Source organism: Algoriphagus halophilus, assembly GCF_900129785.1.
GTDB classification, from domain to species: Bacteria; Bacteroidota; Bacteroidia; order Cytophagales; family Cyclobacteriaceae; genus Algoriphagus; species Algoriphagus halophilus.
Genome location: NZ_FSRC01000001.1, coordinates 964716 through 978592, shown reverse-complemented (window position 1 = coordinate 978592; position 13877 = coordinate 964716). Strand labels below are relative to the sequence as shown.

The window sequence follows — 13877 nt, the reverse complement described above, 5'->3', positions numbered from 1 at the left end:
TAAAATTATCGGCGCAAATTCTTCAAAAAAGAGCGGACTTGAGTTTTTTAGGATAGACTAAAGTACATATCAAATCGGGAAGAAATTTTGGACCAAGAGCCTCCAAAAATAGCAATGGTTAAGACTATTGTAAATTGAAATAGTTGTAAGACATTCAAAAATCACTTATACCATATGCACAATTATTCATCTCTTGGTTTTTAATTTTTACCTAGGGTTAGGCAAAGTTATGATGTACTCAAGTTCTGGTTGAGCAGAAATTTTATATTGTGTATTAATTATAATAGATCCTTTTAAATCGCTCGGAATATCTTTAATTATTTTTGGAGTAGTTAAGCCGCTTTTATTAATCCCTATTTTTTCATCCTTATACACTTGTATTTCAGTAAGGATTAAGAGTTGAGAAAAACCCCTAAATCTTTTTTCATCCAAAGTGGTTTGTCTCTTATCAAATAAAATTTCTCCATTCAACTTACTTTCTATCGGGTTTAAATGGAACATTGCTTCTTTACTCAGATCAAATATTTTTTCCTCTTTTTGATAATGCTTAATTTGAGTTTCTTCTTCGGAAATGCCTGCTTTTTTAAGACCGATAGATAGTTCAATTTTTTCAGGAATAAAGATTGTACCCTCATTAACCTGATTCATCAAATTTAAAAAGATTGAAACCTGCTGTTCCTTTGCTAAAGCATTTTGCATAGTTTCACTGATGATTATATCAGGTTTATCATTAAAATCTATTTGATATTTTGTCGCGTCTTCCCTTTCTAATTTTATGTTATAATCTTTCAATCCTAATTTTGAAATTACACCTTGAAGAATTTCAAAACTTAATGGATTTATTTCTAAAAATGTGTATTTAATTTTTTGTTTTGAATACCTAAAAATTATAGGAAGAATAAGTGTTGCAAATGGCCCAGTCCCAGCATATAGAATATGAAGAGACTTTTGCTTTTTAATTTTTTCCTGAATGGCTTTATTTATTCCTCGAATAAATTGTCTGGTTCTAATCAAATCATCAAGACAAAGAGCCGCCCAAAAAGTTCCTAAGGCCCATCCATTATCAAAGCCAATATCATCCCTTCCTTTTTCAATATCTATATTTCGCCCACAAATCTTATTTAATAAGAGTTTATATTCTTTTGAAGCAATAGATAATTTGTGGTAATCAAGATTGTCTTCAAAATATTCTGAAGTAATTCGTATTATTTCTTTTTGTATGTCCATGGATAGGAATTGGTATTTTTTTAAAAAATTTATCTCACGATTTTATGTAAGGAGCTTTTTTTTACCCACTAAACCTACTAAACTTTTTTGATTAAATAATCAGCCCATATAGTCTCTAAAACCTGATTATCCGACAACAAACGACTACAAACGGATACAAACGACTAACTCCCGACTACGCTCCCTGCCATCCTCCAACTTTGGCTTATCGATTTTCCTCTAGCGAAATCACAAATCAATTTTTCACACAAAACAATACACATTATGAACACGCTAAGAAACAGAGTACAGTTGATCGGACGTCTAGGATCCAAAGTAGAAATCAAAAATCTAGATGGAAACAAAACCATCGGAAAGGTATTCCTAGCTACCAATGAATACTACAAAAACCAAAAAGGGGAACGAGTGGAAGAAACCACCTGGCACAACTTAGTTGCCTGGGGAAAGCAAGCAGAACTATTGGACAAGTATACTGATAAGGGTTCAGAGATCGCCATCGAAGGCAAACTCAGTAATCGCTCCTATGAAGACAAGGAAGGCAACAAGCGATATGTGACCGAGGTGATCGTCCAAAATATTTTGTTGATGGGGGATAAAAAATCAAGTGTTTCCGGCAATTCAGAAGAGACAGAAGATGATTTGCCATTCTAAAATTGACTTCTGTTTTAAACTAAAAACCGGGTAAAGAATATCTTTCCCGGTTTTTTTGATTTTATCTAAAGATATGCCTGCGGCGAGATAAAGTCGCTTCGCTCCTGAAATACGCCTAAGGCGAAATATCTAGGCTTTAGCCTTATCTTCAATAATGTCTGCCTGAAAGGCTATCTTGATTTATTTTGCGATCCGCCACAGGGGGTGAGCCTATTTCAACAGTAGTTCTACCATACTTCCTACTTACCAGTTCCTACTATAAACCTCTTTTCCCCGGCTGATAAGTCTCCTCCGCTCTGGCCTCAATATCTTCTCGATAAAAAGCTACCTCTTTAAATTCCACATCAGCATATCGCTGGGCTTGGTCATCAAAATGAGGAGAATTCGGATCAGAACTCTGCCCTCCTGCCAACATGGACTTGGCCTTCACTTTCTCTCCAAATTCTACCACTGCCACAAAACTATTTCCTCTATACCCATACAAGCGCTTGGTTTCTGGAGTAGATCTAGCTCCAAATGCAGCTAATGCTCCCCAAGTACCTGAAGCCAAACCAACCGGTACATAAGGTTTATTATCATCAAATTTCAAATCTATATCACCGGTTAAGCGCTGAAATCTATTGATTTCGGACCATGGAGTATTCCAGGTTCCAAAATCAGCATTCATTTGCTCCAAAGTAGTCTTAAACGTTGCTATCAATTCAGTAGCATTGGGAGATGGCACTGTCCCCCTACCCTCATTGAATTCCAGCAAATTATTGATGTTTCCATGGTTTCGCATGAAATTCATTCCAAAGAAATGAGCAAGGGACATCGCCACAGATTCTTTGCTAGTTCGATAGTCCCAATCCTCTAAAACTTTCATAGGTTCCGTCAATTCAGGGTCAGCAATTCCTTTTTGATCATACGCTTTCAATAGCATAGGAATCAATTTTTCAAATGCCGGCAAATAGGGATCATAGGCCAACTCAATGAGTTTATCAATAGTCAGATCTTTGGCATCACTTAATACTTTGACTGCATGCACTCCTCTATAATTTTCCGATTCTGGAGCCATATAGGCAGGATAATCCTCTTTCTTAGGACTATATTCTGCTGCCGCCGTAAATGGAGTCGAATTACAATTTTGAATCCATCCATTCGCCGGATTCAAGATCACAATACTTTCATCTACGGTATGTAATCCCAACCAATCTGTTTTGGGATCAGAGCCATCTACTGGCTTTGAGAAATCAAACTCTTCATTTCGTTTAGGAATAAAATTCCCATGGAAATAGGCAATATTCCCTTCCGCATCGGCAAAGACCGTATTATTGGAGGAGTTGGTTCGAATATTCATCATCTCCTTGAACTCAGCATGGTTATTCAACTTGGTTCGTGTAAAGCTCTGAGTCAAAGCATTCACGGGATCCCAATTGATTTTGGTCACCACCCATTGATCATCCAGTTTATGGGTTACCGGACCATGATGGGTACGGTACATGGTAAATGATTTTTCCTTTAATTCATTTCCCTCTTTATACTTCAATGTGATGGGTAGCTCAGATACATTCTTAGTTTCCTCTCCATACTTATAGGTCAATTTCCCCTCAGTTTCACTCACATCTTCCACAAATTCATCAATGAAGTCAACGCCAGTGGAAGTATGCATCCATCCGGTTTTCTCGTTAAAACCTTGATATACAAAAAACTGCCCCCAGGTTACCGCTCCATAAGCATTTAAGCCTTCTTCACTGACCACATGAATTTCTGGTCTAAAGTAAAAAGAGGTATGCGGGTTGATTAATAACATGGCATTTCCAGATTCAGTCAGTTCTCCGGAAATTGCAAATCCATTGGAACCTTTAGGTTCTTCGGTTAAATCAATCGGGTCCAAACCACTCCCGAATTCATTCAAAGCCAAGGATTGATCATCCCCATAAAAAGCAGCTATTCTTCGGGTAGGAATCTGCTCGATATCTCCACCTATGGAACCCTCGGAGAAAAACATTGGCATCCATGGCTCATAATGAGTAATCACTTGAGGAATGACTTCTGGATGTGTTGCTAAATAATAATTCACTCCATCAGCAAAGGCAATGCATAATTCCTTTAGCCAATCGGGGGCAGCTTCATATGCTGCTATGGCTTCAGCTTCCGTCATGTATAAATTCGCCCGCAAATCTGAATAAATTGCTTGCTCTCCTTCTAACTCCGCCAACCTTCCAGTAGCCCAGACATAATTTCTTTCCACCCTTCTAAAATCGTCCTCACACTGTGCATATAGCATTCCAAATACTGCATCAGCATCGGTTTCTCCATAAATATGGGGAACTCCAAAATCATCTCGGATAATTTCCACTTTTTCGGCCGTGGACTCCCAGCGTTCATGCTCTGTCAGTTCTTTGGGTTGGCAGGCAACTACCAATAGTGGTAATGCCAAATAGAGTAATCTAAACTTCATCTGTGTTTTAATTTTGGGTGGTTTGACGGAAAGCTATCCATGTTGCCGAAAATAAACTATTTGTTTTCAGTGGGCAACTCAATTTTTATCGATGCTGCTGATAATAATTTGGACTAAAATTTTCTTTAAAATCAGAAATTATCCTTTCTGGAATAGACAAACTTTCTTCATACCCTTTCAACATTTTTTGAACTTGCTCCACGGAACTTGCCCCTATGATCAAAGAACCTACTGCAGCCGGCATCAGTCCAAATCTGATTAAAAAGGCTTCCGGAGAAAACCCAGAATCATGGATAAACTCTTTCATTTCTTCTACTTCTTCTGCCGACCTATCCAAATATTCCCCTGCAGGCTTGCTGATAAGGATCCCTTTGGCAAAACTACCTCGTACCAACACCTTCGTTTCAGTTGTAGAAATTAAAGAAAAAGCAGCTTCCTCAGGCCTCCTATCCAACGGAGAATATTGCATCATGATGGTAGCAGGCGTTGCGTCTGACAATACCTTTCGAATCACATTGGGGCGGATGGAAGAAATACCGAACTCACGTATTTTCCCCTGTTCTTTTAGTAGTTCAAACGCTTCCAAAGTTTCTTCCCAAGGGTCATCAATCGTACCTCCATGCAACTGGTAAAGATCTATAAAATCAGTTTGTAGCCTTTTCAAACTTCTTTCAACTGCTTCCAAAATGTAGGATTTCCTCGGGTTCCAATCCCAGCCATTCCCATCGGGACGCAATTGATTTCCGACTTTGGTGGCCAAAACCACTTGATTTCTTTTGCCCTTCATAGCCTTACCCACCATTTCTTCATTGAGCCCCTTCTGGTATAAATCGGCAGTGTCTAAAAGATTGATTCCCCCTGAAATAGCTGCATCTATTATTTTTTGGCTCAACCCATCATCTTCAGGAAGAGACATGCAACCTAAACCAATTGAAGAAATTTGAACCTCAGAAGAAGAAAGCTTGATCATTTTCATAAAAAATTAACCTGTTTTTAACCTAAATATCTTGTTTTGTAATAAAGCCTATTTTTTTCTGCTTTTAAAATCAACCTTTTTAAATATTCCTTCATTAATCCCTATTTTTGAAACCTTAAACCTATTAAAATGAAAAAGATCGCAGTTTTTACTTCTGGTGGAGATAGTCCTGGTATGAATGCCTGTGTTAGAGCAGTTGTCAGAACAGCAATTTACAAGGGACTGGATGTGTACGGAATATATCGAGGATATGAAGGAATGATCGAGGGTGATATCAAAAAGATGTATTCTCATTCCGTTAGCAATATTATTCAACGAGGTGGAACAATTTTAAAATCTGCCAGATCCATGGAGTTTAAAACTCCCGAAGGCCGAAAGCAAGCCTATGAAAACTTGGTAGCCAATGGAATAGAAGGCATTGTTGCCATTGGTGGAGACGGGACTTTTACAGGTGCCAAAATATTTCAGGAAGAATACGGGATACCAACGGTAGGTTGCCCAGGCACGATCGATAATGACCTTTATGGAACAGATTATACCATCGGTTTTGATACTGCAGTCAATACCGCTTTAGAAGCTATTGATAAGATTCGTGATACAGCAGCGGCACACGACCGAATCTTTTTTATAGAAGTAATGGGAAGAGATGCTGGATTTATAGCAGTAGATTGTGGAATAGGTGGTGGAGCAGAATTCGTGATGGTTCCTGAAACCAAAACAGATCTAAACAAAGTGGTCAAAAGCATGAAAAACCTTCGAAAAAGCAAAACTTCCAGTATCGTGGTGGTTGCTGAAGGTGATGAGGAAGGCAATGCAGAGGTCATTATGAACAAAGTAAAAGAACGCATCAAAGACGAAAATAAAGATTTTAAAGTAACTACTTTGGGCCATATCCAACGTGGAGGTAGCCCTACAGCCAGGGACCGAGTATTAGGAAGCTTATGCGGGATGGCAGCTGTGGAAGGATTGATTGCCGGAAAAATGAACTGCATGGCAGGCGTGATGAACCAGCAAATAGTTTATACCCCTTTTGCTGATTGCATCGGAAAAGAAAAGCCGTTAAGTAATGAGCATCTTAAATTGATGGAAATTTTAAGTATCTAATATGGGGTTCATTCCGATCTTCTTGACTTTGGGAGGCGCTTGCCTCCTATTTTTTCTTACTGTCCGCACTACCTTGCAAAGAAAGGTAAATCTTCAACGGGAAATTTCTTCAAAATTGGGCATCAACCATCCGGAATTAGATATTTTTCTTGGCGAAATTGCCGACCCGGAACTCATATCCAAAAAATGGAAGGAAGTTCACGCTGATAAAAAAATTCCAAAGAAAACTTTAGAACAAATTAAAGCACTCAAAATCAACAAGCTTCAATACAACCAGCTGATTAAAAAAGCACCCTATAATTGGGTTGCCAAAATCTCAGGCTATTCTGCTATTTGAGAATTGATATAAGAAATGATGTTTGACTCCTCGGATGGATGAAACCAGGTGATTTCAGAATCTCTTCGAAACCATGTCAATTGCCTTTTGGCATATCTTCTAGAATTTCTTTTCAGAAGACGAATCGCTTCTTCTTTGTCATATTTCCCTTCTAAAAATCCGAAGATCTCTGAATAGCCAACTGTCTGTAAGGCATTTAAATGTCTTTTATCAAATAAGCTTGCTGCCTCCTCGAATAACCCTGCTTCAATCATTAGGTCCATTCGGTCATCAATTCGCTTATACAACTCTTCCCTGTCTCTAGTAAGACCAATTTTAATGGTTTTGAAGTTTCGTTCTGCCTTTTTCTTTACCCGAAAAGTACTGAAGGGTTTACCTGTCCCACGAAATACCTCAATTGCTCTCATCAATCGCTGAGGATTATTGATATCCACTTGTTGAAAATATTCCGGATCGTTTTTTTCAACTTCATTTTGTAAAAACTCCAACCCTTTCTCTTCAAACTCCGCGATAACTTCCTTCCTAAATTCAGGATCGATCTCTGGCATTTCATCCAAGCCATTGATCACCGCATCTGCGAAAAGTCCTGAACCTCCTGTCAGAATCAAAAATTGATGTTTGAAAAACAGTTTTTCTATCAAATTGATTGCGTCCTTTTCAAACATTTTGACATCGTAGGATGTTTCCACAGAAAGGCTATTTATAAAATGATGGGGAACTTGTTCTAATTCATTTTTAGAAGGTTTAGCAGTCCCCAAATTTGTTTCTTTATAAAATTGACGGCTATCGCAGGAGATGATTTCTGAATTAAATTTTTTGGCTAGATTTAGGCATAATTCAGTTTTTCCAACTGCAGTGGGGCCAACTATGAGTATCAAATAATTTTGTGTTGCCAATGGTTTCTTTGCTTAGGCGGAAATCTAAAATCCAAACTTACCAAATGAAAAGCAAAAGGGTACTTATTGTTGATGATAATGACCTCAATCGTAAACTTTTTGAGAATCTCATCGGGCAATTATGTTGTTTTAAAAGTGTGAAAAATGGTTTAGAAGCTTTAGACATTCTTAAAGTCGAAAATTTTGATTTGATTTTGATGGATATCCAAATGCCTCAAATGGACGGAATGACAGCTATGAAACAAATTAAAGTTTCAAAACTTTCTGAAAGTCCAATCATAGCCGTGACTGCATTCGCGGAATTAGAAGACAAAAACAATTTTCTAGATCAAGGATTTGATGATTTCATTGTAAAACCAATCCGGCCTAGAGAATTCATAGAAAGTATTAAAGATGCCTTAAACCGTAACCCATCCCCTTCAAATACTAAAGACGAACCGATTGCTGAAACACTTTCTGATCTTGTCCTAGATGTCAAAGTGGTAAAGCAGCTCATGAAATATAATAGCACTGAGATTATAAAAAATGTATACTTGGACTTTTTGAATGAATGTGAAAAATTGGTAGAAGAGTCTCAAAATTCCTTTTCCACAAGTGATTTACAAGCTATTGAAGATCACCTACATATCATCAAAGGTAACAGCGGAACTCTGGGTGCTAATAAGATTTTCAAGCTTTCGCAAAAGGGAGAATTGCTCGCTAAAAATTCAAATTGGGGAGAAACAAAAAAAATTCTTCAACAGTTGCAAAATGAAATTCTTATTTTCAGAGAATATTTAAATGAAGAAACTATTTTTGAGTCATGAGCGATACAAAAAAAATCCTTGTCGGAGAAGACAGTTCGGTGATTATTAATTTGACGAAAAGTGTTCTTGCTTTTGAAAATTACCAAATGAAAGCTGCCAGAAATGGCAAGCAGGTGTTGGACATGCTGGACAAGGAAGATTTTGATTTAATACTGATGGATATTAGTATGCCTGTCATGGATGGTGCTTTGTGTACACAAGAAATCAGAAAGTTGGAGGATGAAAAAAAATCCAAAATCCCAATCATTGCGATATCAGGCAATGTCCATAATTACACCATGGATGAATTACGCAAATTCGGATTTGATGATTTCATTCAAAAACCCCTGGACTTCGACAAAGTTCTTGCAACTGTAAAAAAACATTTGAATTAAAATGGCTGTCAAGTACACCAAACATTACCTGGATAAACTAGAAAACCTTTTTGCAGCATCTGATTACGTGCTTCGCTATGAAAAAGGCAACTTCAAATCTGGATATTGTGTGCTTAGAGATACCAAAATCGTCATCATCAATAAATATTTCCCAATAGAAGGTAAAATCAATGCATTGATAGACATCATTGCAGAACTTGATTTCAATCCCAAAGACTTTTCAGAGAAAAGCAATCAAGATTTCCTTCGTGAATTAAGGCAAACCACATTAAAATTTTGAAAGCTATTTTCTTAGGTACAGGAACTTCACAGGGTGTCCCTGTCATTGGCTGTACTTGTGAAGTTTGCAATTCATTGGATTTTCGGAACAAAAGATTCCGTTCATCCATCTATTTTGATTTAGGAGATCTAAGTCTGGTCGTAGATACGGGTCCAGATTTCAGGAGTCAAATCTTATCTGCAGGAATTAATCACTTGGACGCCGTATTATTCACCCATGAGCATAAAGATCATACTGCTGGTTTGGATGACATCCGTCCTTTCAATTTTGCGCAAAAGAAAGACATGCCCATTTTTGCAAGGAAACCCGTCTTAGAGCAAATCAAAAGAGAATTTGCCTATGTGTTTTCGAGCAAAAAATACCCTGGAGTTCCTCAAATTGAACCTGTTGAAATAACCGACCAGCCTTTTACTATTCAAGGTCATACCATCACTCCTATTCCAGTATTACATTATAAACTTCCAGTATTGGGATTTAGAATTGGGGACTTTACTTATATCACGGACACCAATTTCATTCCAGACGAGTCCAAAGAACTTATTAAAGGAAGTAAAGTCATTGTTCTCAATGCGCTTCAGAAAGAGTCACATATTTCACATTTCACTTTAAATGAAGCTATAGAAATGGCGAAAGAACTAGGGGCAGAAAAAACTTATTTCACCCATATTTCACATAAACTGGGCTTACATAGTGAAGTAGAAAAAGATTTACCTCCGGGAATTGCTTTGGCCTACGATGGTCTTGAGGTAACTTTGCCCTAATGCACCTGAATTATCATTTTCTTAAATTCCTTTGCCCTGCACTCAACCAGCGATTTCAAGGTCAAAAAATTGTGTCCTGCTTTTCCCAAAGTAAGGATGAGCTAATTATTGAAACGCTTGGTGAAAAAGGAGAATGTTGGATCAGAGCCCACCTGAAAACTCCACAGATTTACCTCAGCTTTCCGGATCAATTCCGTAGAGCTAAAAGGAACAGCATCAATCTCTTTCCTGAACTATTGGAAGAAACCATCCTTTCCTGTGAAGTATTGGATTTTGAACGTTCTTTTATCTTGAATCTTACTTCCGGTAAACTGTTGCTATTTAAGCTTCATGCAAACCGGAGTAATGTGATCTATTATGAAGATCAAGAGGAATTACCTACCAAGGTTTTCAGAAATGAGATTCAGGAAGATAAAATATTGGACTGGAAAAGCCTGCCTGTTCACCAAGACCTAAGCAGATCAAGGTTTGATGAGTTAAACGGAAATGCATCTCAGTTTTTACCTACGCTCGGGAAAATCGCCAGAGCTTGGCTCAAAGAACGAGGATATCCCGAGGCTGACCTTGACAAAAAATGGATTTTGATGGAAGAAATCATTGATATCCTAGAAGCCCCCCTTTTTGCTTTGGTGGAAAATTCCGATGGAGTACACCTGAGTTTATTGCCTGAAGAAAACCCATTATACCTTTACTCAGATCCCATTGAAGCTGTCAATCAGCTTTTTTATCTAGCGATCGTTAAAGGTAATTTTGAAAAGGAGAAAAATGAGCTATTGAAGAAGCTCAATGATCAACTCAAAAAAACCAATTCCTATCTAACTAAGGCCTCTGCCAAACTTGATGAGTTAAAAAACTCGCCCCCTCCCTCTCAATTGGCAGATGTCATTATGGCAAATCTCCATGAGTTTTCCTCTGATAAACAAGAGGTGGAGTTGATGGACTTTTACTCCGGTAAAATGGTCAAAGTGAAGTTAAAACCTCAGCAGAAACCACAAGATTATGCAGCCCAACTGTATAGAAAGAATAAAAACAGAAAATTGGAATGGCAGCAGATTGAAAAAACCATCAAAAATAAAGAAGCCTTAAAGACAGAACTTTTAGATCAAATTTCCAAACTGGAGCAAATCCATGAATTCAAAGGGTTAAAAGCATTCAAAAAGCTGGACGTGCCCGAAAAATCTTTACTTAAATCCACCACTTCCCTTCCTTTTAAATCATTCGAAGTGGAAGGCTTTCCGGTATGGGTGGGTAAATCATCCAAAGACAATGACGAAATGCTCAGAGGCTTTGTGCATAAAGACGATATTTGGTTGCATGCTAGGCTGGTACCCGGTTCACATGTAGTGGTCAAAATGAAAGGCCATTCAGCCATTCCAAATGGTGTTTTGGAAAGAGCAGCCGAACTGGCTGCATTCTATTCAAAGCACAAAAATGAATCCTTGGCTCCAGTGATTTATACAGAAGCTAAATATGTCCGAAAAGTTAAGGGATCTCCTGCGGGCTCCGTCAAAGTGGATCGTGAAAAAGTAATCATGGTCAGCCCAAAAGGCCCTGACGATGAAATTTCAACTCCTTAATATGGATGTTCCTTTTTGAACCTATACAGCTACAATTAATGATAGTTCAAACCCACCTCTTTTCTTATTCTTAAAGGGATGAATGGTGTAATATCAGATTTGAATTTTAGAAAGCAAGCGATTCAATATGGACAAAAAAAGCCCTCACAAGGAGGGCTTTAAGAATTATAATTTCATTTAGATTAACGCACCACGTGTATTTTCAACATGTTGGTTCTACCTTCCACCTTCAAAGGCATACTTGCCGTATTGATGATGATGTCATCAGTATTCACGTGATCATCTTCTTTCAAAATATTTTCTATGTCTTCAAAAGTAGCATCCGTAGAAACGACCTTGTCGTAATAATAAGCTCTTACTCCCCATACTAAAGACATTTGGGTGATCAGGGATTTTTTGCTAGTGAACACAAAGATATTGGCTAATGGTCTGTGGGAAGCAATTCGGAATCCTGTGAATCCAGAAGATGTAATCCCCACAATTGCTTTTGCTTTCACATTACGGGAAAGTCTGGAAGCCATCAAAATTAAATTATTACTTAGGAATGTCTCATCATCCTCCGGAATCTTATACAGGTTATGGTAGATCTCAGCATTTGCCTCGAGATATCCGATGATACTACTCATGGCCTTCACTGCATTGACTGGGTATTTTCCAGAAGCAGTCTCAGCAGAAAGCATCACTGCATCAGCACCATCCAGCACTGCATTGGCGACGTCATTGGTTTCAGCCCTTGTAGGTCTTGGGTTCACAATCATGCTCTCCATCATTTGGGTAGCAATGATTACTGGCTTGCAGGCCAATTTACATTTCTCAACAATTTTCTTTTGCCAAAGAGGAACGATTTCCATTGGAACTTCCACTCCAAGATCCCCTCTTGCTACCATGATTGCATCTGTAGCTTCGATGATGGAATCAATATTTTCAAGCGCTTCAGGCTTTTCAATTTTTGCAACGATTTTACAAACTTTTCCTGCAGCTTGAATTCTTTCTCTCAAATCGTCAATATCTTCTGCAGAGCGAACGAAAGACAAAGCAATCCAATCCACTTCTTGAGATAGACCAAACTGAAGATCTTCAATGTCTTTCTCTGTTAAGGAAGGCGCACTTACTTTGGTGTTTGGCAGGTTAATTCCTTTTCTAGATTTCAAAATACCGCCGTGGATCACTGTACAGTTTACATTTTTACCATCCGTATCATTGACCACCACTTCTAGGTTACCGTCATCAATTAAAATTCTATCTCCAGTAACCACATCGTTTGGTAAATTTTGATAAACGGTACTCACCAACGTACTCGTACCCACTACAGGATCATTGGTAATCGTTATTTTTTCTCCTGGTTTGATTTCTACTCCGTTGTTTTCTACTTCACCTACTCTGATTTTAGGCCCTTGTAGATCCTGCAGGATACCCAGGTTCAAATTATTTTCTTTATTTACTTTTCGAATAATTTCAATTACTTCTTTATGGATTTCGTGGCTTCCATGAGAAAAATTTAGACGAAAAACATTCGCACCAGCTGCAGCAAGACTGGAAATAGTCTCATAGTTATTTGATGCAGGGCCGATTGTTGCAAGAATTTTGGTCTTGTTAAATTGAGTATAGCTCATTGGAATATTAATAAGTTAACAGGTTCTCTTTTGATTTTAATTTTGAAATATCCAGTTTGACAACGTTTTGAACAAATGAATTTTTAGCCAATTGATCTACAAATGTATGAATACTCGTCTGAAAGGTATCATCTTGTACCAAAAGGAAATAATCCATAAATCGAAGCTCTGGAATAAGATAGGTGACTTGATGCTCATTATTTAAAGCCTTATTTTTCAAAAGCTGGATGTAACCATGTGGTAAAGAAAGGAAATATTGTGATATTTTCAGACTCGGAGCGGTAAGAAACTCTAATTCTAGATCTTCTTTCCGGACCAAGTTTAAATCTAGGTCACGATTGATCAGCCAGGCCATTTTATAGTCTTTTACAGGAGACTGTAGGCCAAGAAGCTCAAAATCATATGTATGTTCAATTAGTAATTTTGCCTTCTTCATTTAGGAAGAAAATAGATGGAGACAAAGTTAAAAATTTAAACGCAACCTAACAGAAGAGTCATTTATAATAAAATTTACTTGGATCTTTTCTTTGCCAATTAGGTATTAAATATATTTCTTTGCGAAGTGTTATTAACTAAACTGATCACAAAATGTCTGAAATTGCACAAAAAGTAAAAGCCATCATTGTTGACAAACTTGGCGTAGAAGAGTCTGAAGTGACTTTAGAAGCAAGCTTCACCAATGACCTAGGAGCTGATTCTCTGGACACCGTAGAATTGATCATGGAGTTCGAAAAAGAATTCAATATCTCGATTCCTGATGATCAAGCTGAGCAAATCGGTACGGTGGGACAGGCAGTTACCTATCTTGAGGCTAACGTTAAATAATAACCCA

General features: G+C 37.8%; 15 protein-coding genes. 9 read left to right on the top strand and 6 right to left on the bottom strand.

Annotation, left to right across the window (positions count from 1 at the left end; translation table 11 throughout):
* Positions 1–207: 207 nt before the first annotated feature.
* A complete protein-coding gene (locus BUR11_RS04095; protein ID WP_074223535.1) occupies positions 208–1227 on the bottom strand; it encodes an SAM-dependent methyltransferase in 1020 nt (339 codons plus the stop codon).
* A gap of 264 nt (positions 1228–1491) precedes the next feature.
* On the opposite strand from BUR11_RS04095, the gene BUR11_RS04090 reads away from it, so the two are divergent.
* Complete coding sequence (locus BUR11_RS04090; RefSeq protein ID WP_074223534.1) at positions 1492–1878, top strand: single-stranded DNA-binding protein; 387 nt, start codon at positions 1492–1494, stop codon at positions 1876–1878.
* A gap of 256 nt (positions 1879–2134) precedes the next feature.
* Here BUR11_RS04090 and BUR11_RS04085 read toward each other — a convergent pair whose 3' ends face one another.
* Both BUR11_RS04085 and BUR11_RS04080 read right to left on the bottom strand, forming a co-directional pair.
* Positions 2135–4321, bottom strand: a complete 2187-nt coding sequence (locus tag BUR11_RS04085) for an acylase (RefSeq protein ID WP_074223533.1) — start codon at positions 4319–4321, stop codon at positions 2135–2137.
* Between the two features lie 85 nt (positions 4322–4406).
* Entirely contained in the window at positions 4407–5297 is an 891-nt protein-coding gene (locus BUR11_RS04080) for an aldo/keto reductase (RefSeq protein WP_074223532.1), read from the bottom strand.
* A 129-nt stretch (positions 5298–5426) separates the two neighbouring features.
* Here BUR11_RS04080 and pfkA point away from each other — a divergent pair, with 129 nt between their 5' ends.
* Entirely contained in the window at positions 5427–6401 is a 975-nt protein-coding gene (pfkA, locus tag BUR11_RS04075) for a 6-phosphofructokinase (RefSeq protein ID WP_074223531.1), read from the top strand.
* Position 6402: 1 nt separating this feature from the next.
* A complete protein-coding gene (locus tag BUR11_RS04070) occupies positions 6403–6738 on the top strand; it encodes a hypothetical protein (RefSeq protein ID WP_074223530.1) in 336 nt (111 codons plus the stop codon).
* Here the strand turns inward: BUR11_RS04070 and miaA are convergent.
* Positions 6723–7616 carry a tRNA (adenosine(37)-N6)-dimethylallyltransferase MiaA gene (gene miaA, locus BUR11_RS04065; protein ID WP_234982086.1) on the bottom strand — a complete coding sequence of 298 codons (894 nt, stop codon included), beginning with the start codon at positions 7614–7616 and terminating at the stop codon, positions 6723–6725. The two genes, BUR11_RS04070 and miaA, sit on opposite strands and share 16 nt — an antisense overlap.
* A 62-nt stretch (positions 7617–7678) precedes the next feature.
* Here miaA and BUR11_RS04060 point away from each other — a divergent pair, with 62 nt between their 5' ends.
* Genes BUR11_RS04060 through BUR11_RS04040 form a run of 5 tightly spaced genes read left to right on the top strand, consistent with a single transcriptional unit; the run spans position 7679 to position 11432 of the window.
* A complete protein-coding gene (locus BUR11_RS04060; protein ID WP_074225107.1) occupies positions 7679–8440 on the top strand; it encodes a response regulator in 762 nt (253 codons plus the stop codon).
* Complete coding sequence (locus BUR11_RS04055; RefSeq protein WP_074223528.1) at positions 8437–8814, top strand: response regulator; 378 nt, start codon at positions 8437–8439, stop codon at positions 8812–8814. Before BUR11_RS04060 ends, BUR11_RS04055 begins: the two co-directional genes overlap by 4 nt.
* A gap of 1 nt (position 8815) precedes the next feature.
* Entirely contained in the window at positions 8816–9094 is a 279-nt protein-coding gene (locus BUR11_RS04050; protein WP_074223527.1) for a hypothetical protein, read from the top strand.
* The gene (locus BUR11_RS04045; RefSeq protein ID WP_074223526.1) at positions 9091–9855 is read left to right on the top strand and encodes an MBL fold metallo-hydrolase; all 765 of its coding nucleotides are present in this window, start codon (positions 9091–9093) and stop codon (positions 9853–9855) included. Before BUR11_RS04050 ends, BUR11_RS04045 begins: the two co-directional genes overlap by 4 nt.
* On the top strand, positions 9855–11432 hold the full coding sequence (locus BUR11_RS04040; protein ID WP_074223525.1) for an NFACT RNA binding domain-containing protein: 1578 nt from the start codon (positions 9855–9857) through the stop codon (positions 11430–11432). The genes BUR11_RS04045 and BUR11_RS04040 overlap by 1 nt, the downstream gene beginning before the upstream one ends.
* Before the next feature lie 182 nt (positions 11433–11614).
* Here the strand turns inward: BUR11_RS04040 and pyk are convergent, their stop codons facing one another.
* Positions 11615–13045 carry a pyruvate kinase gene (gene pyk / locus BUR11_RS04035; protein ID WP_074223524.1) on the bottom strand — a complete coding sequence of 477 codons (1431 nt, stop codon included), beginning with the start codon at positions 13043–13045 and terminating at the stop codon, positions 11615–11617.
* 7 nt (positions 13046–13052) lie between these two features.
* Positions 13053–13481 carry an IPExxxVDY family protein gene (locus BUR11_RS04030; protein ID WP_074223523.1) on the bottom strand — a complete coding sequence of 143 codons (429 nt, stop codon included), beginning with the start codon at positions 13479–13481 and terminating at the stop codon, positions 13053–13055.
* Positions 13482–13633: 152 nt separating this feature from the next.
* On the opposite strand from BUR11_RS04030, the gene BUR11_RS04025 reads away from it, so the two are divergent.
* The gene (locus BUR11_RS04025; protein WP_057940051.1) at positions 13634–13870 is read left to right on the top strand and encodes an acyl carrier protein; all 237 of its coding nucleotides are present in this window, start codon (positions 13634–13636) and stop codon (positions 13868–13870) included.
* Positions 13871–13877: the final 7 nt, after the last annotated feature.